The sequence below is a fragment of the Streptomyces sp. NPDC045022 genome, assembly GCF_056432605.1.
In genome coordinates this window covers 221307-247572 of record NZ_JBWKIR010000004.1, presented here as the reverse complement: position 1 = coordinate 247572, position 26266 = coordinate 221307, and the positions used below count along the sequence as shown (strand labels likewise).

Annotated in this window: 20 protein-coding genes and 1 tRNA gene; 10 read left to right on the top strand and 11 right to left on the bottom strand. The window is 70.0% G+C overall.

All coding sequences use genetic code 11. The features are described 5' to 3' along the window. Positions 1-76: 76 nt before the first annotated feature. Positions 77-1531, bottom strand: coding sequence for a YibE/F family protein (locus AC07C1_RS09960; RefSeq protein ID WP_478938413.1), 1455 nt, complete (start codon positions 1529-1531; stop codon positions 77-79). A gap of 251 nt (positions 1532-1782) precedes the next feature. On the opposite strand from AC07C1_RS09960, the gene thiC reads away from it, so the two are divergent. Beyond that, on the top strand, positions 1783-3567 hold the full coding sequence (gene thiC, locus AC07C1_RS09955; RefSeq protein WP_478938126.1) for a phosphomethylpyrimidine synthase ThiC: 1785 nt from the start codon (positions 1783-1785) through the stop codon (positions 3565-3567). A 56-nt stretch (positions 3568-3623) separates the two neighbouring features. On the opposite strand, the gene AC07C1_RS09950 is transcribed toward thiC, so the two are convergent. The 3 genes from AC07C1_RS09950 to AC07C1_RS09940 form a co-directional block, all read right to left on the bottom strand. Then, positions 3624-4499, bottom strand: coding sequence for a hypothetical protein (locus AC07C1_RS09950; protein ID WP_478938124.1), 876 nt, complete (start codon positions 4497-4499; stop codon positions 3624-3626). 181 nt (positions 4500-4680) lie between these two features. Beyond that, a complete protein-coding gene (locus AC07C1_RS09945) occupies positions 4681-5760 on the bottom strand; it encodes a metallophosphoesterase (protein WP_478938122.1) in 1080 nt (359 codons plus the stop codon). Between the two features lie 323 nt (positions 5761-6083). Next, the gene (locus AC07C1_RS09940; protein WP_478938120.1) at positions 6084-7196 is read right to left on the bottom strand and encodes a LacI family DNA-binding transcriptional regulator; all 1113 of its coding nucleotides are present in this window, start codon (positions 7194-7196) and stop codon (positions 6084-6086) included. 429 nt (positions 7197-7625) lie between these two features. Between AC07C1_RS09940 and hisC the strand changes: the two genes are divergently transcribed. Then, positions 7626-8705 (top strand): histidinol-phosphate transaminase, encoded by a 1080-nt coding sequence (hisC, locus tag AC07C1_RS09935; RefSeq protein WP_478938119.1) that lies wholly within the window; start codon positions 7626-7628, stop codon positions 8703-8705. A 13-nt stretch (positions 8706-8718) separates the two neighbouring features. Here hisC and AC07C1_RS09930 read toward each other — a convergent pair whose 3' ends face one another. Next, positions 8719-9096, bottom strand: a complete 378-nt coding sequence (locus AC07C1_RS09930) for a cyclophilin-like fold protein (RefSeq protein ID WP_478938118.1) — start codon at positions 9094-9096, stop codon at positions 8719-8721. Positions 9097-9305: 209 nt separating this feature from the next. Between AC07C1_RS09930 and AC07C1_RS09925 the strand changes: the two genes are divergently transcribed. Genes AC07C1_RS09925 through cydD form a run of 3 tightly spaced genes read left to right on the top strand, consistent with a single transcriptional unit; the run spans position 9306 to position 15454 of the window. Continuing rightward, on the top strand, positions 9306-10814 hold the full coding sequence (locus AC07C1_RS09925; protein ID WP_478938116.1) for a cytochrome ubiquinol oxidase subunit I: 1509 nt from the start codon (positions 9306-9308) through the stop codon (positions 10812-10814). 15 nt (positions 10815-10829) lie between these two features. Continuing rightward, complete coding sequence (gene cydB / locus AC07C1_RS09920) at positions 10830-11849, top strand: cytochrome d ubiquinol oxidase subunit II (RefSeq protein WP_478938115.1); 1020 nt, start codon at positions 10830-10832, stop codon at positions 11847-11849. A gap of 59 nt (positions 11850-11908) precedes the next feature. Continuing rightward, positions 11909-15454, top strand: coding sequence for a thiol reductant ABC exporter subunit CydD (gene cydD, locus AC07C1_RS09915; RefSeq protein ID WP_478938113.1), 3546 nt, complete (start codon positions 11909-11911; stop codon positions 15452-15454). 123 nt (positions 15455-15577) lie between these two features. On the opposite strand, the gene AC07C1_RS09910 is transcribed toward cydD, so the two are convergent. From AC07C1_RS09910 to AC07C1_RS09885, 6 genes are all read right to left on the bottom strand, one after another. Beyond that, on the bottom strand, positions 15578-16465 hold the full coding sequence (locus tag AC07C1_RS09910) for an HAD-IIB family hydrolase (RefSeq protein WP_478938112.1): 888 nt from the start codon (positions 16463-16465) through the stop codon (positions 15578-15580). Between the two features lie 120 nt (positions 16466-16585). Next, complete coding sequence (locus AC07C1_RS09905; RefSeq protein WP_478938111.1) at positions 16586-17488, bottom strand: LLM class flavin-dependent oxidoreductase; 903 nt, start codon at positions 17486-17488, stop codon at positions 16586-16588. Between the two features lie 125 nt (positions 17489-17613). Beyond that, positions 17614-18162 (bottom strand): RNA 2'-phosphotransferase, encoded by a 549-nt coding sequence (locus tag AC07C1_RS09900; RefSeq protein ID WP_478938109.1) that lies wholly within the window; start codon positions 18160-18162, stop codon positions 17614-17616. 121 nt (positions 18163-18283) lie between these two features. Further along, positions 18284-19231 (bottom strand): MerR family transcriptional regulator, encoded by a 948-nt coding sequence (locus AC07C1_RS09895; RefSeq protein WP_478938107.1) that lies wholly within the window; start codon positions 19229-19231, stop codon positions 18284-18286. A gap of 121 nt (positions 19232-19352) precedes the next feature. Next, entirely contained in the window at positions 19353-21107 is a 1755-nt protein-coding gene (locus AC07C1_RS09890; RefSeq protein WP_478938106.1) for an SDR family oxidoreductase, read from the bottom strand. Beyond that, complete coding sequence (locus tag AC07C1_RS09885) at positions 21104-21946, bottom strand: M24 family metallopeptidase (RefSeq protein WP_478938105.1); 843 nt, start codon at positions 21944-21946, stop codon at positions 21104-21106. Before AC07C1_RS09885 ends, AC07C1_RS09890 begins: the two co-directional genes overlap by 4 nt. A 241-nt stretch (positions 21947-22187) precedes the next feature. Here AC07C1_RS09885 and AC07C1_RS09880 point away from each other — a divergent pair, with 241 nt between their 5' ends. The 5 genes from AC07C1_RS09880 (at position 22188) to AC07C1_RS09860 (ending at position 26248) form a co-directional block, all read left to right on the top strand. Then, a complete protein-coding gene (locus AC07C1_RS09880; protein ID WP_478938412.1) occupies positions 22188-23153 on the top strand; it encodes an ABC transporter ATP-binding protein in 966 nt (321 codons plus the stop codon). Further along, positions 23143-24051, top strand: a complete 909-nt coding sequence (locus AC07C1_RS09875; RefSeq protein ID WP_478938104.1) for an ABC transporter permease subunit — start codon at positions 23143-23145, stop codon at positions 24049-24051. Before AC07C1_RS09880 ends, AC07C1_RS09875 begins: the two co-directional genes overlap by 11 nt. A 52-nt stretch (positions 24052-24103) precedes the next feature. Further along, on the top strand, positions 24104-25015 hold the full coding sequence (locus AC07C1_RS09870; protein ID WP_478938103.1) for an ABC transporter ATP-binding protein: 912 nt from the start codon (positions 24104-24106) through the stop codon (positions 25013-25015). Positions 25016-25025: 10 nt separating this feature from the next. Further along, positions 25026-25745 (top strand): ABC transporter permease subunit, encoded by a 720-nt coding sequence (locus tag AC07C1_RS09865; protein WP_478938102.1) that lies wholly within the window; start codon positions 25026-25028, stop codon positions 25743-25745. A gap of 415 nt (positions 25746-26160) precedes the next feature. Further along, positions 26161-26248: transfer RNA gene (locus AC07C1_RS09860), tRNA-Ser, on the top strand. The last annotated feature ends 18 nt before the right edge of the window (positions 26249-26266 follow it).

Sequence of the window (26266 nt, the reverse complement as noted above, 5' to 3'; positions counted from 1 at the left end):
CGCTTCTGCGTAGATCCGCAGGGCACGGTCCAGGTGGCACGGTCTCTGGTACCCCGGGCACTCTGCCGTGCCGGGCTCACCGCTTGCGGCGGCGGCCCCGGCCGGCGCGGGCCGGAAGGCGCTGCTCCCCGGTGGAGGCGGCATCCGGCCCGGGTCGGTCGGCCGACACCACAAGCGCGGCGAGCGCGGTGGTGACCGGGACCGAGGCGACCAGGCCGATCGATCCCACCAGCGTGCGTACGATCTCCTCGGCCACCAGTTCACTGTTGGCCACGGTCCCTACGCTGCTCTGCGCGATCGAGAACAGCAGCAGCAACGGCAGCGCGGCACCGGCGTAGGCGAGGACCAGCGTGTTGACGACGGACGCGATGTGGTCGCGGCCGATGCGGATGCCCGCCCGGTACAGCCCGCGCCAGCCCATCGACGGATTGGCCTCGTGCAGCTCCCAGACGGCCGACGTCTGCGTCACCGTCACATCGTCCAGGACACCGAGCGAACCGATGATGACGCCGGCCAGCAGCAGACCGCTCATGTCGATCGACGGATACAGCCCATGGATCAGACCGGTGTTGTCGTCCGTGTTTCCGGTGAGAACGGCCCAGTCGATGAACTCCGAACCGAGGATGCCGATCAGCAGGAGGGAGACCAACGTGCCGAGCACCGCGACGGATGTACGGGCCGACAGCCCATGGCACATGTAGAGCGCGATGAGCATGATCGCACTCGACCCGACGACGGCCACCAGCAGCGGATTCGATCCCTCCAGGATCGCGGGCAGGATGAACAGCGTCAGCACCAGGAAGCTCACGGCCAGCGCGATCAGCGCCATGACCCCGCGCAGCCGGCCCACCACCACGACCGCGAGTGCGAAGATCCCCGCGAGCAGCGCCATGGGCAACTTGCGGTTCGCATCGGTCACCGAGTACTGCAGGTCCTTGGGGGCCGAGGGCTCGTAGGCGACCACGACCTTCTCGCCCTGGTGCAGTTGCCGCGACTGGTCCGGTTGCACGATCTCGGAGAACGTACGGCCCTTGTCCTTGCCGGTGTCGACCCGGACGGTCGCCTTCTTGCAGTCACCGCCCGTTTCCCGCACCGCCGAATTGCCCTCGGTGGTGGAGGTGTCACCGGTCGGGGTCCCGCCGGAGGCGTTCACCGACTTGCAGCTCACCTCGACGACCCTGGTGACCGTGGCCTGCTGAGTCTGCCGGTCGAAGCCGACGCCGGTGCGTTTGTGCGAGGGCGCTCCCCCGGGCCAGAGCACCACCAGACCGACCAGGACCGCCGCGGTGAACGGGATCAGGATCGCCGCGATGACCTTGCGCAGGTGCTTGGAGACGGGCGCCGCGGGTCCATGGTTGTGGCTGTGGCCGTGCGAGTGGCCGTGTCCGTCACCCGCACCGGAGCCGTTTCCCTGGCCGTGTCCGGCGCCGGGCACGTGGCCGTCATGGGCGCGTACGGCACCCGGTCCGCCACCTGGTGCTGAGGCGCCTCGGCGGCGCGGCCCGGGCGGCTGATGCGGGTACTGCTCCATCCTGGTCACCGCCCGATCATCGCAAGAACGGCAGGGGGCCCACTGTTCACCGCGCCACACATGACGCTAGCGTGGAGGCACCTTTGCACACGCGGGAGCTCGGAGCACCGGGCTGAGAGGGCGCTGACCTCCGTATACGCGATGTTTCACGTGGAACGAGCGATATTCCACAAGGAACGTCGTCAGACGGAATCCGCTGCGTCGACCGCCGAACCTGTTACCGGGTAATGCCGGCGTAGGGAGTAGGTCTCATGACCAACAAGGACGCACGCACGCCTGCCTCCGCTCAGGACGACACGTCCCAGGAGGCCGGGAAGTCCATCGGCTGGCACAAGGCGTACGTCGAGGGATCGCGCCCCGACCTGCGGGTGCCGGTTCGTCAGGTGCACCTCACCAACGGGCAGTCGGTCACGCTGTACGACACCTCGGGCCCGTACACCGATCCACTCATCGACACGGATGTCCGCAGGGGCCTGCCGCCGCTGCGGGAGAACTGGATCGTCGCCCGCGGTGACACCGAGGAATACGCGGGCCGTCCTGCCCGTCCCGAGGACGACGGGATCAAGCACACCTCACCGCGCGGCGGGCTGCGGAATCTGGACGCGGTCTTCCCCGGACGCCCGCGCCAGCCGCGGCGGGGCCGCAACGGCGAGGCGGTGACGCAGCTCGCGTACGCGCGCCAGGGCGAGATCACCCCGGAGATGGAGTACGTGGCCATCCGTGAGAGCGTGTCGCCGGAAGTGGTCCGCGAGGAGATCGCGGCGGGTCGGGCGGTGCTGCCGGCGAACGTCAACCACCCGGAGATCGAGCCGATGATCATCGGCAAGCGGTTCCTGGTGAAGGTGAACGCCAACATCGGCAACTCCGCGGTGACCTCCTCCATCGAGGAGGAGGTCGAGAAGATGACGTGGGCGACCCGCTGGGGTGCCGACACGGTCATGGATCTCTCCACCGGCCGCAACATCCACACCACCCGCGAATGGGTGTTGCGCAACTCCCCCGTGCCCATCGGCACGGTGCCGCTCTACCAGGCCCTGGAGAAGGTCGACGGCAAGGCCGAGGAGCTGACCTGGGAGATCTACAAGGACACCGTCATCGAGCAGGCCGAGCAGGGCGTGGACTACATGACGGTCCATGCCGGAGTGCGCCTCGCCTACGTGCCGCTGACGGCCAACCGCAAGACCGGCATCGTCTCGCGCGGCGGTTCGATCATGGCCGCCTGGTGCCTGGCGCACCACAAGGAATCGTTCCTGTACGAGAACTTCGAGGAGCTGTGCGAGATCCTCGCCGCCTACGACGTCACGTACTCGCTGGGCGACGGCCTGCGGCCGGGCTCGATCGCGGACGCCAACGACCAGGCGCAGTTCGCGGAGTTGCGCACGCTCGGGGAACTCAACCGGATCGCCAAGCGTTTCAACGTACAGACCATGATCGAGGGCCCGGGACACGTCCCGATGCACAAGATCAAGGAGAACATCGACCTTCAGCAGGAGATCTGCGATGAAGCTCCGTTCTATACGCTCGGTCCGCTGACCACCGACGTCGCGCCGGCGTACGACCACATCACCTCCGGCATCGGTGCGGCGATGATCGCCTGGTGGGGCACGGCGATGCTCTGCTACGTCACGCCCAAGGAGCATCTGGGGCTGCCCAACCGGGACGACGTCAAGACGGGCGTCATCACCTACAAGATCGCCGCGCACGCGGCCGACCTCGCCAAGGGCCACCCGGGCGCTCAGGAGTGGGACGACGCGCTGTCCGACGCCCGCTTCGAGTTCCGGTGGGAGGATCAGTTCAACCTCGCTCTGGACCCGGACACGGCACGGGAGTTCCACGACGAGACGCTCCCGGCAGAGCCCGCCAAGACAGCCCACTTCTGCTCCATGTGCGGGCCGAAGTTCTGCAGCATGAAGATCTCGCAGGACATCCGTCGCGAACACGGTGGCAGCCAGGCCGAGATCGAGCAGGGCATGGCCCAGAAGTCGCAGGAGTTCGCGGCCGCGGGCAACCGGGTGTATCTGCCGATCGCCGACTGAGAGGTGACGAGGGGGGCAGGCCGGGATGCCTGTCCCCCGAGGACAGGCAGGCGGCCTCACTCCGGCTGATGTTCGGGGCCCCCGAAGTCCGGGCTCGAGTAGTCGGGGCTGGTGAAGCTCGGGTGGCCGGAGGCCGTGCCGTCGTCGGGGCTGCTGAAGCCGGGGCGGTCGTAGCCCAGGCGCGGCATGCGGCCGGTCGGGGTCGGCGGGCTCGTGCGGTTCACCGCCGCCGGCCCGGGCTCGGCGAGGGCCTCCCGCAGGAACGGCAGGATGCCCCGCTCCAGGAGGGCGTCCCGCCAGGCCTCTCTGGCCCTGGCCAGCTCCTGGTGCGCCGCGTCGTGCGCCTGGGCCTCGGCCTGGGCCGAGTTGCCGTTCCGCAGTGCGGTGAGCAGCAACCCGACGGCGGCGACGAGGATCGCGACAGCGGTCACCGCGCCGAACACCCAGCCGACGGTGAGCATGGTCTGAGCGAAGGACTGCCGGGGGTCCAGCATCCTCAGGATGTAACCGACCAGCAGGAAGATCACCGCTGCGGTTCCGGACAGGACGGGAGCCAGCACGGCGATGACCGCGGTGGCGCCCGCGCCGGTGGTCTCGGCGGCCCCACCGAGGGTGGCGGCGAGGCCGGCTGTGGCCGAGTCCGAGTCCGGGGCCGTGGTCGCGGAGTGGCCGGTGGCCGAGGAGGCGGACAGCACCGGGTGGCGCAGCTCCTCGCGGACCTTCACGTAGTGCTGGTACTCGGCCGCCGCGGCCGCGGTGATCAGAGCGGTGGCGTTGAGCGCCATGGTGCGCAGTTGTTCGGGGTTGAGCCGCTGTCCGACAGCGGCCAGTTCCGGTCGGTGTGCTGAGGGGCGCAGCGCCTCGTCGAGGAGCCGCTCGAATTCCTGACGGTCCTCGCTCTGCAGGTACTGCGGAACGCTGTTCATGTGCATCCCCCGATGCTCCGTAGGGCTTGGGGCTCGCACGCCGGCGAGCCGTCGGGCAGAAACGGAGGGGAGCCTGCTACGGATAAGCCGATGGTAGAGCCGTGGCGGTACACGGTGACAGGGGATTGCCGGAAATTGCGTTCCGGTCTGCGCCAACTCCGCCGGAGGACGCCTGCCCGCGGAACGGTCAGTTATCCAGAGGCAGTTGCTGGACCAGTAGTTTTCCGGCCATGGTCACTCCGCCGTCCATGGCGATGGCGAGCCCGTCGGCGTAGACGTGCGGTCCCTCGACGAGCGGGCCGCTGTCCTCCTCGCCGTCCTCGGAGCCGACCTCGCCCAGGAGGTAGGGGATGGGGCTGTGGCCGTGAACCACCCGGGTGCCGCCGTACGTATCGAGGAGGGAGCGTACGGCGTCGGAGCCGCCCTCGTCGCGGAAGGAGAAGCGCTTGGTGAACTTGCGGAACAGGTCCCAGACCTCGTCGGCGTCGTTGCGGGTCAGGGCCTCGCGGACGGTGTCGTTGACCGCCTCGATCGAGTCGCCGTAGTCGAGGTAGGCGGTGGTGTCGGAGTGGATGAGCAGATAGCCGTCGACCTCCTCGACGGCGTCCAGGCGGGCCATCCACTGCAGGTGGTGGTCCTGGAGGCGGTCCATGTCGGTCTTCTGGCCGCCGTTGAGCAGCCAGGCCGCCTGGAAGGTGGCGGTGCCCGCGCCGGAGTTGACGGGGGTGTCGCCGAACCGCTTGGCGCCGAGCAGCAGCAGCTCGTGGTTGCCCATGAGGGCCTTGCAGTAGCCACCGGCCGCGGCCGCCTCGGCGGACAGCCGCATCACCAGGTCGATGACGCCGATGCCGTCCGGACCACGGTCGGTGAAGTCGCCGAGGAACCACAGCCGGGCGGTACCGGCGCACCACTGACCCGAGGCGTCGATCAGCCCCTGCTCCCGCAGGGCGGCCATCAGTTCGTCGAGGTATCCGTGGACGTCACCGACGACGTACAGCGGTCCGGGGCCGGCCGCCGGCTGCGGCGCCGGGGCGGCGGGGGCCGGTTCGACGGGTACCTGGACGGTGTCGCCGCGGTTGATGACGGGCAGGTCGCGCTGGGTGGGCGTGTAACCCTCGGGGTACGCCTCCTCGACGGGCGGGACGGCGTCGCCCGGGTGGACGCTGCGCACGTACGGCCCGGTCTCATGGACGTACGCAGGCACCCGGAAGTCGCGCAGTGTCGCCGTCCGCTCCACCTCGGGTCCCTGACCGGCCCCCTGAGTCATCAGACCCCTCCACCATCGCGCCGCATCTGCACCGCTTCGGACTGCCTGGTCGCAGCGGTCCGCGGTGTCGTGGGCCCATCATAGGAACGCGCGTCGCGCCGTGTGATGACCCAGGGGTGCTGAATCGGAACAAGACTCCGGTTCGCTGCGGCTTTCGCCCCGTTTGGGCAGATGTTCGGTCGGCTGTCGGGCGCCCGCGGTTGCGTTTGCCGGGCCCCCGCCCCGGCTCAATACCGTCCCCGGACACCGGTTCGCTTCCGAACCACCCCTACGGAGCACTGCCGCTCGGGGGAGCGCTCCCGCGTGGAGCACTGCCCCGGGCGTTACTTCTCGTCCGATGACCGCGGCGGGCTGACCGTCGTGCGCGGGGGACGCCGCTGCGAGGAGGTGCGCACGATCAGCTCGGTCGGTATCACTTGCTCGACCGGCTGGTCCGACTCGACGCCTTCGATGGCGTCGATGAGCAGCTGGACGACGGCGGTGCCGATGCGGCGCGGCTTCAGGGAGAGCGTGGTGATGGGTGGCTCGGTGCTGGCATACACCGTGGACTCGCTGCAGCACACCAGCAGCAGGTCGTCGGGGACGCGGAGCCCGTAGCGGCGGGCGGCGGCGAGCAGGTCGGTGCCGTTCGGGTCGAACAGGCCGTAGACGGCGTCGGGCCGGTCGGGGCGGGCGAGCAGCCGGTCTGCGGCGACGGCGCCCGCGCAAGGATCGTGCGCCGGGTAGGCCTCGTAGACCGGGTCCTGGCCGACCCGCTCACACCAGCGCAGGTAGGCGGTGGTCGACAGATGCGTGTACGTGTCCGTCGTCGTGCCGGTGAGCAGGCCGATGCGGCGGGCGCCGGCCTCGGCGAGATGGTCGAGGATGCCGAGTACGGCGGCCTCGTGGTCGTTGTCGACCCAGGCGGTGACCGGGAGCGAGCCGGCCGGGCGGCCGTCGGAGACGACCGGCAGACCCTGCCGGACGAGTTCGCTGACGACCGGGTCGTGGTCGGACGGGTCGATGACGACCGTGCCGTCCAGGGCGACGTTGGACCACACGTCGTGCCGGGAGGTCGCGGGCAGGATGACGAGGGCGTAGCCGCGGGCGAGCGCGGCCGAGGTGGCGGCCCGGGCCATCTCGGCGAAGTACGCGAACTCGGTGAAGGTGAAAGGTTCATCCCCGTACGTCGTCACGGTCAGGCCGATCAGCCCCGACTTGCCGGTACGGAGGGTGCGGGCGGCGGCCGAGGGGCGGTACCCCAGCCGGTCGGCGACCTCGCGGACATGGCGTCTGGTGGCATCCGGGAGCCGGCCCTTGCCGTTGAGGGCGTCGGAGACGGTCGTGATGGAGACCCCGGCGGCGGCGGCCACGTCTCTGATGCCCGCCCGGCCCGGCCGGCTGCTTCGCCGTGAGGTTTCCGCGCGGCTCACCTGGTGCTTCCCTGCTGCTGTCATGGCGAGCCGATAGTAGGGCTCATGCGGTGGGGTAGTGCGGACGCATATGCACGCGTTGACAGGCACGTTTCTGCATGGTCAGAGCACCTCAACTACCTTGGAAACAAAGGCAGTTGGTCAGTCGAATGTCGAGACGTGACTTGTCAACGCGTATGGACCTGCCAAGTGCCCGATGTCTCGAAGAGGTCTCAACTCACCTGCATGGGGGATGCGCGCCACGGCGCAAGCCACCGGCGCATAGATATATGTACGGCGCGCCCCCGAAACGCACGCCTTCGTGTGGTGATGCCCTTGATGCCAGTGGGGTTGACGAGGTTTACCTCTTGCCCGTCCCGCACCTGTACTCAGCGGCGCCGAATCCTCATAAGGTGAGCAGTATTGGAAGCCGGCGGCGTGGACGGTCCGCCGGTGGTCGCGAGGAGGACTGCGGTGAGCGAGACGAGCCCCAAGCTGCGCACCGAGCTGGAGGGTATCCCCACCTACAAGCCGGGCAAGCCCGCCGCGGGCGGAGGTCCGGTCGCCTACAAGCTGTCCTCCAACGAGAACCCGTATCCGCCGCTGCCCAGTGTGATGGAGACCGTGACCGCGGCGGCCTGCAACTTCAACCGTTACCCGGACATGGCATGCAGTGGGCTCATGGAGGAGCTGTCGGAGCGCTTCGGCGTCCCGCTCTCCCACCTGGCCACCGGTACCGGCTCGGTGGGTGTCGCGCAGCAGCTGATCCAGGCCACCAGCGGCCCCGGTGACGAGGTGATCTACGCCTGGCGGTCCTTCGAGGCGTACCCGATCATCACGCAGATCAGTGGCGCCCGGTCGGTGCAGGTCCCGCTCACGCCGGGCGATGTGCACGACCTCGACGCCATGGCGGAGGCGATCACCGACCGGACGCGTCTGATTTTCGTCTGCAACCCCAACAACCCGACGGGCACGGTGGTACGGCGGGCCGAGCTGGAACGCTTCCTCGACCGTGTGCCCCGTGATGTGCTGGTGGTACTGGACGAGGCCTATCGGGAGTTCATCCGCGACCCCGAGGTGCCCGACGGCGTCGAGCTGTACCGGGAGCGGCCCAACGTCTGCGTGCTGCGGACCTTCTCCAAGGCGTACGGGCTCGCGGGGCTGCGCATCGGGTTCGCGATCGCCCATGAGCCGGTGGCGGCGGCGCTGCGCAAGACGGCGGTTCCGTTCGGGGTGAGCCAGCTCGCGCAGGACGCGGCGGTCGCCTCGCTCCAGGCCGAGGACGAGCTGCTGGGCCGGGTCGGCTCGCTGGTGTGCGAGCGCACGCGCGTGGTCGACGCGCTGCGTGCTCAGGGATGGACGGTGCCGGAGACGCAGGCCAACTTCGTATGGCTGCGGCTGGGGGAGCGTACGGTCGCGTTCGCGCAGGCCTGTGAGGCGCACGGTGTGGTGGTCCGGCCGTTCCCGGGCGAGGGTGTGCGGGTGACGGTCGGGGAGAACGAGGCGAACGACATCTTCCTGAAGGTGGCGGAGGCGTTCCGCAAGGAGTTCTAGCCCAGCGGTAGCTCTACTCGTCGATCAGTTCCACACGGATGGGGTCGCCGTCCCGTACGGTCGCCAGCGTGGCGGCGTCCCCATCCAGGCTTCCGAGGATGTTGCACGGGCTCGCCAGACGGCACTCCTCGCCCCGTGAGATCGGCGTGGGGCCGTACGGGAGGGCGAGCGCGTCGCCGTCCGTCCAGAAGGCCACCGTCCCGGGCTCCACGACCTGCCGGGCATCCGTTTCACGTGAAACAGCCACACCTGTGTCGAAATACACCTCCTCGCCCCATGTGTGCGCGGTGGAGGTCAGTGGCAGCGCCTTGACGAGGGCCTGCGTGGTCGGTGTGTCCCCGTCGAGGGTCGCGGTGATGTTGCCCGCAGGCCAGGAAATACGTATCTGCATGGCGCGCAATTCAACAAGACGTTGAAGTCGCTGCCAAGGCCCCGACGCGAAGGCGAAGGGGGCACCCCCCTTCGATTGTCGAGAATCAGTGCGTCATAATGGCTTGTGAATGTGAACGCGTTCACAAGCGCGTCCCGATTGCTCCCGTATGCGCGCAGCAAAAGGGGCAAACCGCCGCTGTATCACGGCGTAGTTAGGAGAGTGACGAGGTGGACCTGGCTCTGGCGCCGGAGACGCTGGCGCGCTGGCAGTTCGGCATCACCACCGTGTACCACTTCCTGTTCGTCCCGCTGACGATCTCCCTGGCCGCCCTCACGGCCGGGCTGCAGACGGCCTGGGTTCGTACGGAGAGGGAGAAGTACCTCAGGGCGACGAAGTTCTGGGGCAAGCTCTTCCTGATCAACATCGCGATGGGCGTCGTCACCGGCATCGTGCAGGAGTTCCAGTTCGGCATGAACTGGTCCGACTACTCACGCTTCGTCGGGGACATCTTCGGTGCCCCCCTCGCCTTCGAGGCCCTGATCGCGTTCTTCTTCGAGTCCACGTTCATCGGTCTGTGGATCTTCGGCTGGGACAAGCTGCCCAAGAAGATCCATCTGGCCTGCATCTGGATGGTGTCGATCGGCACGATCCTGTCGGCCTACTTCATCCTCGCGGCCAACTCCTGGATGCAGCACCCGGTCGGCTACAAGATCGACAAGGCGAGGGGGCGTGCCGAGCTGACCGACTTCTGGGCCGTGCTGACCCAGAACACCGCGCTCAGCCAGGCCTTCCACACCCTGTCCGCGGCCTTCCTGACCGGCGGCGCCTTCATGGTGGGCATCGCCGCCTACCACCTGGCTCGCAAGAAGCACATCCGTGAGATGAAGACCTCGCTGCGACTCGGTCTGGTCACCGTGGTCATCGCCGGTCTGCTCACCGCGGTCAGCGGTGACGTACTCGGCAAGGTCATGTTCAAGCAGCAGCCGATGAAGATGGCGGCCGCCGAGGCGCTGTGGGACGGCCAGAAGCCGGCACCGTTCTCGATCTTCGCCTATGGCGACGTGGAGAAGGGCCACAACTCCGTGGCCATCGAGATCCCGGGCCTGCTGTCCTTCCTCGCCGACGACAACTTCACCTCGTACGTTCCTGGCATCAACGACGTCAACAAGGCCGAGCAGCACAAGTTCGGTCCGGGCGACTACCGGCCGAACATCCCGGTCGCCTTCTGGGGCTTCCGCTGGATGATCGGCTTCGGCATGGCCTCCTTCGGGATCGGCCTGGCCGGACTCTGGCTGACCCGCAAGAGGTTCATGTTGCCGCGGCACCTGAGGGTCGGCGACGACGAGGTGCCGCACCTGGTGCTGTTCAAGAGCAAGGCGCTCAGCCCCAAGCTCACCACCTGGTACTGGCGCGTCGCTGTATGGACCCTGGCCTTCCCCTTGATCGCCAACTCCTGGGGCTGGATCTTCACCGAGATGGGCCGGCAGCCGTGGGTCGTCTACGGCGTCCTGCAGACCCGGGACGCGGTCTCCCCCGGTGTCTCGCAGGGTGAGGTCGTCACCTCGATGATCGTCTTCACCGCGCTGTACGCGATCCTCGCCGTGGTCGAGGTCAAGCTGCTCACCAAGTACGTCAAGGCCGGCCCGCCCGAGCTGACCGAGGCCGACCTCAATCCGCCCACGAAGATCGGCGGCGACACCCGTGACGCCGACAAGCCGATGGCCTTCTCGTACTAGGCCGAGGGAACAGTCATGGAACTTCACGACGTCTGGTTCGTCCTGATCGCCGTCCTGTGGACCGGCTACTTCTTCCTGGAAGGCTTCGACTTCGGAGTCGGCATCCTCACCAAGCTGCTGGCCCGCAACCGGCCCGAGCGCCGGGTGCTGATCAACACCATCGGACCCGTCTGGGACGGCAACGAAGTGTGGCTGCTCACGGCGGGCGGTGCGACCTTCGCCGCCTTCCCGGAGTGGTACGCCACGCTCTTCTCCGGCTTCTACCTGCCCCTGCTCCTCATCCTGGTCTGCCTGATCGTCCGGGGCGTCGCCTTCGAATATCGGGCGAAGCGGCCCGAGGAGAACTGGCAGCGCAACTGGGAGACGGCGATCTTCTGGACCTCGCTGCTCCCGGCGTTCCTGTGGGGCGTGGCCTTCGGGAACATCGTGCAGGGCGTGAAGATCGACCGGGACTTCGAGTACGTCGGCAACGTCTGGGACCTGCTCAACCCCTACGCCCTGCTCGGCGGCCTGGTGACGCTCACACTGTTCACCTTCCACGGAGCGGTGTTCACCGCACTCAAGACCGTCGGGGACATCAGGGTCCGGGCACGGAAGCTGGCCCGGTGGGTCGGCCTCGTCGCGGCCGTCGTGGCGCTCGCCTTCCTGCTGTGGACGCAGGCTCACAGCGGCGACGGCAAGAGCCTGGTGGCTCTGATCGTGGCGGTCGCCGCCCTGGTCGCCGCCCTCATGGCCAACCAGATCGGGCGGGAGGGATGGGCGTTCGCGCTGTCCGGCGTCACCATCGTGGCCGCTGTGGCAACGCTCTTCCTGTCGCTCTTCCCGAACGTCATGCCGTCCACGCTCAACGGGGACTGGAGCCTGACGGTCACCAACGCGTCGTCGAGCCCGTACACCCTGAAGATCATGACCTGGTGCGCGGCGATCGCCACACCGATCGTCCTGCTCTACCAGGGCTGGACCTACTGGGTGTTCCGCAAGCGGATCGGCACGCAGCACATCTCGCCCGACCCTGCCGTCGGCGCCTCGCACTGAGTCCGCCGAGGGGGTGTTTCACGTGAAACACCCCCTCTGGACCGAAGGGCATGTTCCACGTGAAACCAATCGATCCACGCCTTCTGCGGTATGCCCGCGCCACCCGCCTCTTCCTCGTGGCGGTCATCGGTCTGGGTGCCGTCGGTGCTGGGCTTGTCATCGCCCAGGCGATGCTCATCGCCGAGGTCGTCGTCGGAGCGTTCCAGCAGGGGCAGTCGGTCACTGAACTGCGCGATCCGCTGCTGATGCTGGCGGCCGTGGCCGTGGGGCGGTCGGTTGTCGCGTGGCTCACCGAACTCGCCGCCCACCGGGCGAGCGCGGCGGTGAAGTCGGAACTACGGGGGCGGCTCCTCGATCGTGCGGCTGCGCTCGGTCCCGGCTGGCTGAGTGGGCAGCGGACCGGCTCGCTGGTCACCCTGGCCACACGCGGCGTGGACGCGCTGGACGACTATTTCTCGCGCTACCTCCCGCAGTTGGGGCTGGCGATGGTCGTCCCGGTGGCGGTGCTGGCGCGGATCGTCACCGAGGACTGGGTATCGGCGGTGATCATCGTCGGCACCCTGCCGCTCATCCCGCTCTTCATGATGCTGATCGGCTGGGCGACCCAGTCCCGGATGGACCGTCAGTGGCGGTTGCTGTCCCGGCTGTCCGGTCACTTTCTGGATGTCGTCGCGGGCCTGCCCACGCTGAAGGTGTTCGGCCGGGCCAAGGCGCAGGCCGAATCCATCCGCCGGATCACCGGTGAGTACCGCCAGGCAACCCTGCGTACCTTGCGGATCGCCTTCCTCTCCTCCTTCGCGCTGGAACTGCTTGCCACGCTGTCGGTCGCGCTGGTCGCCGTGACGATCGGCATGCGGCTCGTGCACGGCGACATGGACCTCTCCATCGCCCTGGTGATCCTGGTGCTGGCGCCCGAGGCCTATCTGCCGCTGCGGCAGGTGGGCGCGCAGTACCACGCGGCGGCCGAGGGGCTCGCCGCCGCGGAGGAGATCTTCACCGTGCTGGAGACGCCGGTTCCGGCGTCCGGTTCCGGCGCGGTACCCGAGGGTGCGGTGGCCTTCGAAGAAGTTACCGTGCGCTACCCCGGCCGCTCGGGGGACGCGGTGACCGATGTGACCTTCCGTGTCGAGCCCGGCGAGACCGTAGCGCTGATCGGGCCGAGCGGTGTGGGCAAGTCGACGCTGCTCAACGTGCTGCTGGGGTTCGTACGGCCCGCCGAGGGCCGGGTACGGATCGGAGGAGCCGATCTCGCCGGCGTCGACCTGGAGGAGTGGCGGTCGCGGATCGCATGGGTGCCGCAGTGGCCGCACCTGTACGCCGGGACCATCGCGGCGAACGTGCGGTTGGCCCGGCCCGGCGCGGACGAGGGCGCGGTACGCCGGGCACTGCGGGACGCGGGTGCGCTGGAGTTCGTGGACGCGCTGCCCGAGGGCGCCGACACGGTGCTCGGGGAGGACGGGGCGGGTCTGTCGGCCGGACAGCGGCAGCGGCTCGCCCTCGCCCGGGCCTTTCTGGCGGACCGGCCGGTGCTGCTGCTCGACGAGCCGACGGCCGCCCTGGACGGGGCGACGGAGGCGGAGGTCGTGGCGGCGGTGCGGCGGCTGGCGGTGGGCCGCACGGTGCTGCTGGTGGTGCATCGGCCGGCCCTGCTGGAGGTGGCGGACCGGGTGGTGCGGCTGGGAAGCGCGGAGGGCGTCACGCACCGGCGGGATGCCCGGCCCACCGAGGGGCTGCGCACCCTGGACGCCCGCCCTCGCCCATCCGCCCCCCGGCTCGGTCCGCCGGAAAGTGGACCGGAAGGGGTTGAGGCCCGTCGGCCTGGGAGTGAGACGGCGGTGCGGATCCCGGTGCGGGGCCGGGGCGTACTGGCCCGGGTCCGGGGGCTTGCCGGGGCCCGGCGTGGACGGCTCGTTCTCGCGCTCATCCTCGGCGGTCTGGCGCTCGGCAGTGCCGTCGGGCTGATGGCCACCTCCGGCTGGCTCATCTCGCGCGCCTCGCAGCAGCCGCCGGTGCTGTATCTGATGGTGGCCGTGACGGCGACACGGGCTTTCGGGATCGGGCGGGCCGTCTTCCGGTACGCCGAACGGCTCGTGTCGCACGACGCCGTGCTGCGGATGCTGGCCGACACCCGGGTCGCGGTCTACCGCCGCCTGGAACGCCTCGCACCCGCCGGACTGCGCACCGCCCGCCGCGGGGACCTGCTCACCCGACTGGTCGCGGACGTGGACGCGCTGCAGGACTACTGGCTGCGCTGGCTGCTGCCCGCCGGTGTCGCCGTGCTCGTCTCCGCCGCCTCCGTCGGCTTCACGGCCTGGCTGCTGCCCGAGGCCGGGGCCGCCCTGGCGGCCGGCCTCCTGGCGGCGGGCGTCGGCGTCCCGCTGGTGACCGCGACCGCCGCCCGGCGGTCCGAGCGGCGTCTGGCACCCGCACGAGGAGTGCTCGCGACCCGCGTGACCGACCTGCTCACCGGCACCGCCGAACTGACCGTCGCCGGTGCGCTGCCCGCCCGCACGGACGCGGCCCGGCGGGCTGATGGCACCCTCACCCGCATCGCCTCGCGCGCCGCTGCCGTCACCGCGCTCGGAGACGGGCTCACCGCGCTGGTCTCCGGCCTGACCGTCACGGCCGGCGCCTTGCTCGGCACCCAGGCGGTGGCGGCCGGCCGGCTCGACGGCGTGGCGATGGCGGTGGTCGTCCTCACACCGCTGGCCACCTTCGAGGCCGTACTGGGGCTGCCGCTCGCCGTGCGGTACCGGCAGCGGGTGCGGCGGAGCGCGGAGCGTGTGTGCGAGGTCCTGGACGCCCCGGAGCCCGTACGCGAGCCCGAGCGGCCCCGGCAGGCACCCGCCTCGCCGTTCCCGCTGGTGGTCAAGCAGCTGACCGCGCGGTACGAGGGGCAGCGGGGCGAAGCGCTGGCCGGCTTGGATCTCACTCTGGAGCAGGGGCGCCGGATCGCCGTGGTCGGGGCGTCCGGTGCCGGCAAGACGACGCTGGCGCAGGTGCTGTTGCGCTTCCTCGACGCGCGGGCGGGCTCGTACACGCTCGCCGGTGTGGACGCGTGTGCGCTGGCCGGCGACGACGTGCGACGGCTCGTCGGACTGTGTGCGCAGGACGCGCATCTCTTCGACAGCTCGGTGCGCGAGAACCTGCTGCTGGCCCGCAAGGACGCCACCGAGGCCGATCTGCGCCGGGCGCTGGCCCGGGCCCGGTTGCTGGACTGGGTGGAGGGGCTGCCCGACGGGCTGGACACGCTCGTGGGCGAGCACGGTGCCCGGCTGTCCGGTGGTCAGCGGCAGCGGCTGGCGTTGGCCCGAGCGCTGCTGGCCGACTTCCCGGTCCTGGTGCTCGACGAGCCCGCCGAGCACCTGGATCTGGCGACGGCCGACGCGCTGACCGCCGATCTGCTGGCTGCCACGGAGGGGCGTACGACGTTGCTCATCACCCATCGGCTCGCCGGTCTGGAAGCGGTCGACGAGGTGATCGTGCTCGATGCGGGCCGAGTGGTGCAGCGGGGCCGCTACGCCGAGCTGGTCGCGGTGGACGGGCCGCTGCGGACCATGGCACGGCGCGAGGCGGAGGCGGAGTCACTCGTGGGGGTGCGGTGACGCAGCCGGGCTGACGGCCGCCCCTGGCCACCGGGGCATCCGGCAGGGGCCGCGGCGGCGCACGCGGGTGCTGCCGGAGATCGACGAGGCCGCCGTGCCGTTCGGTCTCCAGCCCTCGGGCGTCTAGCCGCGGGTCGCGAGCAGTTGCTCGATCACGACCGCCACGCCGTCCTCGTTGTTGGCGACCGTACGGCCCGACGCGGCGGCGAGGGCGTCCGGGTGGGCGTTGCCCATCGCGTACGACTGGCCGGCCCAGGTCAGCATCTCGACGTCGTTGGGCATGTCCCCGAAGGCCACGACCTCCTCGTGGGAGATACCGCGCTCGGCGCAGCACAGGGCGAGGGTGCTGGCCTTGGAGACGCCGGGTCCGCTGAGTTCCAGCAGGGCGCTGGGGCTGGAGCGGGTGACGTTGGCGTGGTCGCCGATCGCCAGGCGGGCGAGGGTGAGGAAGGCGTCGGGGTCGAGGGCGGGGTGGTAGGCGAGGATCTTGAGCACGGGCTGGTCGGCGTCCGGCCCGTCGGGCCCGAGGAGTTTCTCGGCGGGCAGGAGATGGTCGGGTATCTCCATGTGCAGCTTGGGATAGTCCGGCTCCTGGTGGAAGCCGTACGTCTGCTCGACCGCGAACACCGTGCCGGGTGCCGCCTCGCGCAGCAGCCGTACGGCGTCCAGGGCGTTCTCCCGGGCCAGCTCGCGCACCTTCACGAAGCGGTGGGTGCCGGGACCGCCGTGCAGGTCGACCACGGCGGCGCCGTTGCCGCAGATCGCCAGACCGTGGCCGTGGACGTGGTCACTGACGACGTCCATCCAGCGGGCCGGGCGGCCGGTGACGAAGAAGACCTCGATGCCCGCTTCCTCCGCGGCGGCCAGCGCGGCGACCGTCCGGGGGGAGACCGACTTGTCGTCGCGCAGCAGAGTGCCGTCGAGGTCGGTGGCGATCAGCCGCGCGGGTGTGGCGGCGGCAGGGGTCCCGGGCTGTCTGGTCGCTGAAGTCACCCGGTCATTCTCGCGCATATGCCCGCACGACCGTGCGGGACTCCGCACAGATGAGACACAGATGACGCTCAATGTGCTGGAAACGGATGACGCCCATACGCGCCGGCCCAGGTGGGAGCCGCTCGACGGAGCCGCGCGTCAGCCCAGTTGGGAGGTGGTCTCCATGGCGATCTGCTCGAAGACCTTCTGGTCGGCGGCGAAGTCGGAGTCCGGGATGGGCCAGTGGATCACGATCTCGGTGAAGCCCAGCTCCTGGTGCCGGCCGGCGAAGTCCACGAAGGCGTCCAGGGACCCGAGTGGCCGGCCGCGGTCCGGGGTGAAGCCGGTGAGCAGGACCTTGTCCAGATCCGCCACGTCCCGGCCGGCGGCCGCGCACGCCTCGGACAGCTTGCCGACCTGTCCGCGCAGGGCCTCGACGGACTGCTCAGGGGTACCGCTCTCGTACAGCTTCGGGTCGCCGGTGGTCACCCACGCCTGGCCGTACCGCGCGGCGAGCTTGAGGCCCCGCGGGCCGGTGGCCGCCACCGCGAACGGCAGCCGGGGCCGCTGCACACAACCCGGGATGTTCCGCGCCTCGTGCGCCGAGTAGAACCGGCCCTCGTGCGACACCGCGTCCTCGGTGAGCAGCCGGTCGAGGAGGGGCACGAACTCGGCGAACCGGTCGGCACGCTCTCGGGGGCTCCACGGCTCCTGACCGAGGGCGGTCGCGTCGAACCCGGTGCCGCCCGCGCCGATGCCCAGGGTGACCCGGCCGCCGGAGATGTCGTCGAGGGAGATCAGCTCCTTGGCGAGCGTCACCGGGTGCCGGAAGTTCGGCGAGGTGACCAGCGTGCCGAGACGCAGCCGGTCGGTGACGGCCGCGGCGGCGGTCAGCGTCGGGATCGCGCCGAACCACGGGCCGTCACGGAAGCTGCGCCAGGACAGGTGGTCGTAGCTGTACGCGGTGTGGAAGCCGAGCTGCTCGGCCCGCACCCAGGCCGAACGGCCGCCTTCGCTCCAGCGGCGGTACGGCAGGATCACGGTGCTCAGACGCAGACTCATGCGTCCGAGGGTAAGCGGCCTCGTCGACAGCGGGCGAAACGGTCACCGTACGCACCTGCTCAGCCACGTCTCGCGGCTGCTCGGCCATAGGCCGGACCTGCTCGGCCACGTGTTGAGCCCCGAGGTCAACGGGGGCCGGGAAACCGCAGGTAGCGGGGTGGTACCGCCTTCGTCAGCCAGACTCCGTTGGTGCTGACGTGGAACACGTGGCCGTCGCGGTGCATGGCGCCGGCGTCGACGGTGAGCACGACGGGCCGGCCACGGCGGCCGCCGACACGGGTGGCGGTCTCCCGGTCGGCCGAGAGATGGACGTCGTGCCGGTTCATGGGCTTGAGGCCATCGGCCCGGATCGCGTCCACGCTGCGGGCGACGGTCCCGTGATAGAGGTACGGCGGCGGGATCGCCGGGGGCAGGCCGAGGTCGACCTCGAGGCTGTGGCCCTGGACGGCGCGGATCCTGGTGCCCTCGATCACGAAGCGCTGTTTGTCATTGGTGGCCACCACGTGGTCCAGTTCCTCGCGGGTGAACCGGAAGCCGTGGGCACCGGCCGCGGCGATCAGCGCGTCGATCTCCGCCCAGCCGCCCCGGTCCAGAGTGAGCCCGATGCGCTCCGGTTGGTGTCGCAGATGTCTGGAGAGGTATTTCGACACCTTGACGGTGCGTCTTTCATCCATGCGTCAAGCGTGCGGCAGAGACGTGAATCACGCAGGTTGTTTTTGTCCGCAGGTTTGATCCACAAGCAAGTGCGGTTATCCACAGGCCAGTTCACGAGATTGTGGACAACCAGGCCTCATTTCAGGGTGATTCGCGAACATCGGCTGACTCTGCGGTGGGTGAGGCGAGTGCGTCCAAGCTCCTTGCCAGCACCTCGCGTTCGGTTGCCAGTGCGACGAACTCGGCAGTGTGTTCGCGGCCAACGAGGCTTTCCACGGCATCGATCGTCTCTGCGGGAAGCGGGACGGCACGGACGTCGGGACGCGCCTGTGCCGGCTCCCCGGCGCCCAGGTGTGCGCGGAGATGGCGATCGGCGAACACACGCATGGCACGGGCCAGTTCGGCGTCAACGGTCTGCTGAGCGAGAGGGCGCAGCCGGCGAACGAGCGAGGCCGCTTCTGCCGCGTGTGCGTCCGTGCGCTGCTCGGGACCGTCGAGGTAGCGGGCGAAGACGTACTCGGCGGTGAACTCCAGGAAACGGGCGGCGATGTGCTCCACCTGCCCTCTCAACTCCCGCAAATGACCCGAGATCGCGGTCAGCGGGGCCCCGGCGGCGTACAACTCCGCCGCCACCGCCAGTTCTTGAGGGCTCGGTACCAGGAAGGTGTCGGGGTCGCCGACGACCCGCTCCAGTACGCCGAGTTCGACCGCCTCGGTCACGGCGTCCTCGTCCGGCTCACCTCCGAAGCGGGCGTTCAGTTCGGCACGGGTGATGCGGTCGGGCTGCTCGTCCGTCCAGGGGCCGTCCACCTCGGCCACCAGGCCCAGGACACCGCCCAGGCCGCGGCCGGTGTCCCAGGCGTCCAGGAGTTCCCTGATCGAGGCGAGGGTGTAGCCGCGGTCGAGGAGGTGGGCGATCTGGTGGAGCCGGGTGACGTGCGCCGGTGAGTAGAGGTTGGCCCGGCCTTGGCGTTCGGGGCGGGGGAGGAGGCCGCGGTCCTGGTAGGCGCGGATGGTTCGTACGGTGGTGCGGGTCTGGTGGGCCAGGTCTTCGATGCGGTAGGCGTTCTGGGCCGGGGGGTCGGGCATGGCCGGGTTCCTTGGCTGGTGGAGGGGTCGGGGCTCGTCGGGGGAGGCCGCCCGCCCGCGCCGGCGGGGTGCCGCTTTGCCAGCTACCCGGGCACGGCAGCCCACGGCTCGAGCGGCACCCTCACAACCTCGGCTCCACCCGCGCCATCCGCCGCAACACCCCCGGCAGGAAGCGGGACATGAGGTGGGCGCCGCGCGCTTCGGGGGTCACCGGCACCACCGCGCTGTTACGGGTCACCGCGTCCAGGATCGCCTCGGCCACCTTCTCCGGCGGGTAGTTGCGCATGCCGTACAGGCGGGCACTGCTCTTCTGGCGACGCCGCTCCTCGGCCGCGTCGACGCCGGCGAAGCGGGCCGTGGAGGTGATGTTGGTGTTGACGAAGCCGGGGCAGATCGCGCTCACCCCGATGCCCTGGCCGGCGAGTTCGGCGCGCAGGCACTCGGAGAGCATCAGCACGGCCGCCTTGGAGGTGCTGTAGGCCGGAAGCGCACGGGAGGGCTGGTACGCCGCCGCGGACGCGATGTTGACGATGTGGCCGCCCTGTCCGCGCCCGGCCATGCGCGCCCCGAAGAGCCGGCAGCCATGGATGACGCCCCAGAGATTAACGTCCAGGACCTTGCGCCAGTCGTCGGCCGTCGTGGCGAAGAAGGAGCCCGACAGGCCGATCCCCGCGTTGTTGACCAGCACATCCAGTACGCCGTACTCGCGGTGGACCTTCTCCGCGAGCTTCTCCATGGCCTGCTCGTCGGAGACGTCGGCCGTCTCGGCCCAGGCCGCGGGAGCACCGGCCAGCCGGGACAGCTCGGCGGTGCGGGTCGCGGCCTCGGTGTCGCGGTCGACGGCCACCACGCGCGCACCGGCCTCCGCGAACGCGAACGCCGTCGCCCGTCCGATACCGCTTCCCGCGCCGGTGACCAGTACCAACTGTCCGCCGAACCGGTCGGCATGGCGGCCGGTGGCCTTCGGCGCGGGACGGCCGCCCTCCACGGCCATGATGAATTCCTCGATCCAGGCCGTCAGTTGGTCGGGCCGGGTGCGCGGGATCCAGTGCTTGGCCGGGAGGGTGCGGCGGATCAGCCGCGGCGCCCACTGGTCCAGATCGTCATAGAGCCGCTCGGAGAGGAACGCGTCCCCCTGGGGTGTGATCAGCTGCACGGGCACGTGTGCGTAGGCGTCCGGGCGCGGCCTGCGCAGCCGTGCGCGGACGTTGTCCCGGTACAGCCAGGCGCCGTGCGCCGCGTCGGACGGCAGTGAGGACGTCGGGTAGTCCCCACCGGGAACCCGCTCGACCCGCTCCAGGATCTTCGGCCAGCGCTTGCCGAGCGGCCCGCGCCAGGCCAGCTCCGGCAGGACGGGAGTGTGCAGCAGGTAGACGTACCAGGACTTGGCTCCCTGGCCGAGGAGTTGCCCGACCCGGCGGGGCGTCGGACGCTTCACGCGCGCGTTGATCCAGTGCCCGAAGTGGTCCAGGGAGGGTCCGGACATGGAGGTGAACGACGCGATACGGCCCTCCGTGCGGCCGACGGTGACGAACTCCCACGACTGCACCGAGCCCCAGTCGTGTCCGACCAGGTGCACCGGCCGGTCCGGGCTGACCTCGTTCACGACCGCCAGGAAGTCATCGGTCAGCTTGGCGAGCGTGAAGCCGCCGCGCAGTGGCTGGGGGGCCGTGGAGCGGCCGTGGCCCCGGACGTCGTAGAGGACCACGTGGAAGCGGTTCGCCAGACGGGCGGCGACCTCCGACCACACCTCCTTGCTGTCCGGGTAGCCGTGCACCAGTACTACCGTCGGCTGCTCCGGGTCGCCCAGCTCGGCCACGCACAACTCGACCCCGCCGGTCCGCACCCAGCGCTCCCGCGCACCTTCCAGCGTCACTTTTCCTCCGCCCAGCGCCGCACGTGCGGCAGATCGTCGTCCAGCCAGAACGCGCTCTCCGCGGGGTCCCGGGAGTCGGTGACCACGAGGATCTCCTCGAACTTCGCGCCCGTACCCCGGAAGCCGAGGTGCGGTTCGACGGCCCACAGGCCCGGCCGCGGGGGGTGGTCGGAGAAGCGGTACGGCGACCAGAGCGGCGACCAGCCCTCGCGGTGGCCGTGCAGCGCGTCGGCGGCCAGGCCCTTCAGGGACTGTGTGCCGAATCCGAACAGGTGGGGTGACCAGCGGCGCTGCTTCACCCGGTCCACCTTGTGGGCGATCACCCCGAAGGGGTAGGCACGGTGCCGGTTGGCGTAGCCCTGGCGGACCATGAGCCGGTCCACGTCCTCGTAGATCTCCCGCAGCGGGCGCCGCTCGCGCACCTCGCGCAGGATCAGCTCCCGGTGCGCCTCCAGATCGGCCATCAGCCGGTCCTGCACCGGGTTCACGCCGAGCGAGCCCGAGTAGCCGATGTCCGACGTGTATCCCTCGTACACCGGGGCCATGTCCAGGATGAACGGCATCCCGGGCTCCAGTGCGCGGTCGGTGGGGAAGAACTGCAGCGGGATGCGGAAGTTCACGAACGCCGTGCGGTCCCCGAACCAGGCGAAGGGCAGGTGGAACCAGTCCCGCACCCCGTGCTCGCGCAGCCACTCCCGCTGCATCCGAGCCGCCTCGCGCTCGGTCACGCCCGGCTCCAGCCGTGCCGCGACCGCCTCCGCGCACTCATAGGCGAGGCGCTGCACCCGCCTGAATCCCCGCAGCTCCAGGGAGAGTCCGCTGCTCACTGCCGTCGTCATGCCGCCCCGTCCCGTCGACTGCGGTACGTGTCCGTAACTTGACACTGGTGAATGTGACAGTTGTTAGAGGCGGCGTCAATAGACGAGGGCGAAGGCTGTGGACAAAGCACGGTGAGCGGGCCGCCGGTACCGCTCGGGCAGGGGATCCCTTAGGGCCCCGTACTACTCGAGTCTGACGCGAAGACGGCTCTGAGGTCTGACGACCGGCGTGGTCCGGATCACTACCGTCGTAGCCGTGACTGTGATCGCGACCGAAAGCCTGAGCAAGCGGTTCCCCCGGGTGACCGCGCTCGACCGGCTGTCCGTGGACATCGGACCCGGTGTGACCGGACTCGTCGGAGCCAACGGCGCCGGCAAGTCCACCCTGATCAAGATCCTGCTGGGTCTGTCCCCCGCCACGGAGGGCCGCGCCGAGGTGCTCGGCCTCGACGTCGCCACCAAGGGCGCCGCCATCCGTGAGCGTGTCGGGTACATGCCGGAGCACGACTGTCTGCCGCCGGACGTCTCGGCCACCGAGTTCGTCGTCCACATGGCGCGCATGTCCGGCCTGCCGCCCACCGCCGCGCGCGAGCGCACCGCGGACACCCTGCGCCACGTCGGCCTGTACGAGGAGCGCTACCGCCCCATCGGCGGCTACTCGACCGGCATGAAACAGCGGGTGAAGCTGGCCCAGGCACTGGTGCACGACCCGCAGCTGGTCTTCCTGGACGAGCCGACCAACGGCCTCGACCCGGTCGGCCGCGACGAGATGCTGAGCCTGATCCGCCGCATCCACACCGACTTCGGCATCTCGGTCCTGGTCACCTCCCACCTGCTCGGCGAGCTGGAGCGCACCTGCGACCACGTCGTCGTCGTCGACGGCGGCAAGCTGCTGCGCTCCAGCTCCACCACCGACTTCACGCAGACCACGACCACCCTCGCGATCGAGGTCACCGACAGCGACACCCATCCCGACGGCACCCGCGCGGTCCGCGAGGCGCTCCACGCGCGCGGGGTCGACACCCACGCCGAGGCGGGCGGACTGCCCGGCGCCGGACACATCCTGCTGCTGACCGCCGACGGCGACCGGACGTACGACCTCGTCCGGGACGTGGTGGCCGACCTCGGCCTCGGCCTGGTGCGCATGGAGCAGCGCCGGCACCACATCTCCGAGGTGTTCACCAGCAACGACGAGCAGCGGAAGGAGGCCGTCGGCCATGGCGGTTGAGCATCCCCTGGCGACGCCCACCGGCGACCAGACCCGCATCCACGACATCGGCTACCGCGGCTACGACGGCCCCCGCCTGGGCCGCGCCTACGCCCGCCTCTCGCTCTACTCGCAGTCCCTGCGCGGCGCCTACGGTCTCGGCCGCTCGGCGAAGTCCAAGGTGCTGCCGATGCTGCTGTTCGCGGTGATGTGCGTGCCCGCCGCCATCATGGTGGCCGTCGCGGTCGCCACCAAGGCACACGAACTGCCGGTGTCCTACACCCGTTACGCGATCATCATGCAGGCCGTGATCAGTCTGTATGTCGCCGCGCAGGCACCCCAGTCCGTCTCCCGCGACCTGCGCTTCAAAACCGTACCGCTGTACTTCTCGCGGCCCATCGAGACGGCCGACTACGTGCGTGCGAAGTTCGCGGCGCTCACCTCGGCCCTGTTCGTGCTCACCGGTGTCCCGCTGCTGGTGATGTACGCGGGTTCGCTGCTCGCCAAGATGGGCTTCGCCCACCAGACCAAGGAATTCGCCCAGGGACTGGTCTCCGTGGCTCTGCTCTCACTGCTCTTCGCCGGCATCGGCCTGGTCATCGCCGCCGTCACTCCGCGCCGCGGCTTCGGCATCGCCGCCGTGATCGCCGTGATGACGATCTCCTACGGCGCGGTCTCCACCCTCCAGGCCATCGCGGACGCCCAGGGCAGCGGCAGCGCGGTCCCGTGGATCGGCCTGTTCTCGCCCGTCACGCTGATCGACGGCGTGCAGTCCGCCTTCCTCGGCGGCAGCTCCGCCTTCCCCGGTGGGGTCGGCCCGTCCAGCGGCGAGGGCGCGGTGTACGTCCTGTTCGTCCTGGGCCTGATCGCGGCCTGCTACGGCCTCCTGATCCGCCGCTACCAGAAGGTGGGACTGTGACCACGCCCAGCCCGTCGCCCGCCACCACCCGTCCAAGGAATGGGCTGCGCCCATGAGCACTCTCACCATCGACCACGTCTCCCGCTGGTTCGGCAACGTGGTCGCCGTCAACGACATCACCATGACCATCGGCCCCGGGGTCACCGGACTGCTCGGCCCCAACGGCGCCGGAAAGTCCACGCTGATCAACATGATGGGCGGCTTCCTCGCCCCCTCCACCGGCACGGTCACCCTCGACGGGCAGCCGGTGTGGCGCAACGACGCCATCTACCGGCACATCGGCATCGTCCCCGAGCGGGAGGCGATGTACGACTTCCTCACCGGCCGCGAATTCGTCCTCGCCAACGCCGAGTTGCACGGTCTCGGCGCCAAGGCGGCCGGTCGCGCCCTCGCCACGGTCGAGATGGAGTACGCGCAGGACCGGAAGATCGCCACGTACTCCAAGGGCATGCGGCAGCGGGTGAAGATGGCATCCGCGCTGGTCCACGACCCGTCCCTGCTGCTGCTCGACGAGCCGTTCAACGGCATGGACCCGCGCCAGCGCATGCAGCTCATGGCGCTGTTGCGGACGATGGGCGACGAGGGCCGCACGGTGCTGTTCTCCTCGCACATCCTCGAGGAGGTCGAGCAGCTCGCCCGGCACATCGAGGTGGTCGTCGCCGGACGGCACGCGGCCAGTGGTGACTTCCGCAGGATCCGCCGCCTGATGACCGACCGCCCGCACCGCTACCTCGTGCGCTCCAGCGACGACCGTGCCCTCGCGGCCGCGCTGATCGCCGACCCCTCCACGGCCGGCATCGAGGTCGACCAGACCGAGGGCGCGCTGCGCATCCAGGCCGTCGACTTCCGCCGCTTCACCGCCCTGCTGCCGAAGGTCGCCAGGGACCACGGCATCCGGCTGCACACGGTCTCGCCGTCCGACGAGTCCCTGGAGTCCGTCTTCTCATACCTCGTCGCGGCGTAGGAGGCCCAAGATGTACGACCCCACCGTCGCCCGGCTCACCTACCGGGCCCTGCTCGGCCGCCGCCGCGCCCTCATCCTCGGCGCGCTGCCGCTGCTGCTGATCGTGATCTCCGTGGCCGTGCGCGGCCTGACCGGAGCCGACGACCAGACGGCCTCCGACGTCCTCGGCGGCTTCGCGCTCGCCACCATGGTGCCGATCATCGGTGTCATCGCGGGCACGGGCGCGATCGGCCCGGAGATCGACGACGGCTCCGTCGTCTACCTGCTGTCCAAGCCGCTCAAGCGGCCCACGATCATCTTCACCAAGCTCATCGTCGCCATCGCCGTGACCATGGTCTTCTCGGCGGTGCCGACATTGATCGCGGGCCTGATCCTGAACGGGAACGGGCAGCAGGTCGCCATCGCCTACACGGTCGCCGCGCTGGTCTCCTCCATCGCCTACTCGGCACTGTTCCTGCTGCTGGGCACGGTGTCCCGGCACGCGGTGGTCTTCGGGCTCGTCTACGCGCTGGTCTGGGAGGCGCTGTTCGGCTCCCTGGTGCCCGGCGCGCGCACGCTGAGCGTCCAGCAGTGGTCGCTGGCCGTCGCCCACAAGATGGCGGGCGGGGATCTGGTGACCTCCGACGTGGGCCTGCCGACGGCCACCGTGCTGCTGGTGGCGGTCACCGTCCTGGCCACCTGGTACGCGGGCCAGAAGCTGCGGTCGCTGACGCTGGCGGGCGAGGAGTAGGCCGCCATGGCCCCCGGGGCTCTGGCGGGGGCTTCACCTCGGCCCCGGCACACTGGGCACAGCGGATGCACGGCCGGGAGGCCGCGGATGGCTGACAAGACACCGCCCGGCCGGCTGGTTCTTCAGCAAGGCGCGTCGACGCAGGTGGCGTCGGCGGTAGCAGCGCCCGCTTTATTCGGTGGCGCCCAACTCGGTGGCGAGGCACAGTGGTTGTGCCCCATCCGCCGGGATCGTCCCGGCGCCGCGTTCTGGGAGAGGAGATGGGCGATGCCCATGCACGGCAGTACGCCCAGCTCCCGACAGGGCAGCCCGAGGCCGGCTCCGGAGTGATCGCTACCCCTCCGTGACGCCATGGGAGCTGCCCGGGGCGGCCGCTTCGAGCACGCGATGTCGCTCTCGCGTGGGCCGCCCACCCGGAGGATTGGCCGAGTGGTAAGGCACCGGTTTGCTAAACCGTGGTCGGGCCTGGAAAGCCCGCGCACGTTCGATCCGTGCATCCTCCGCAGAAGAAGCCGAAAAGC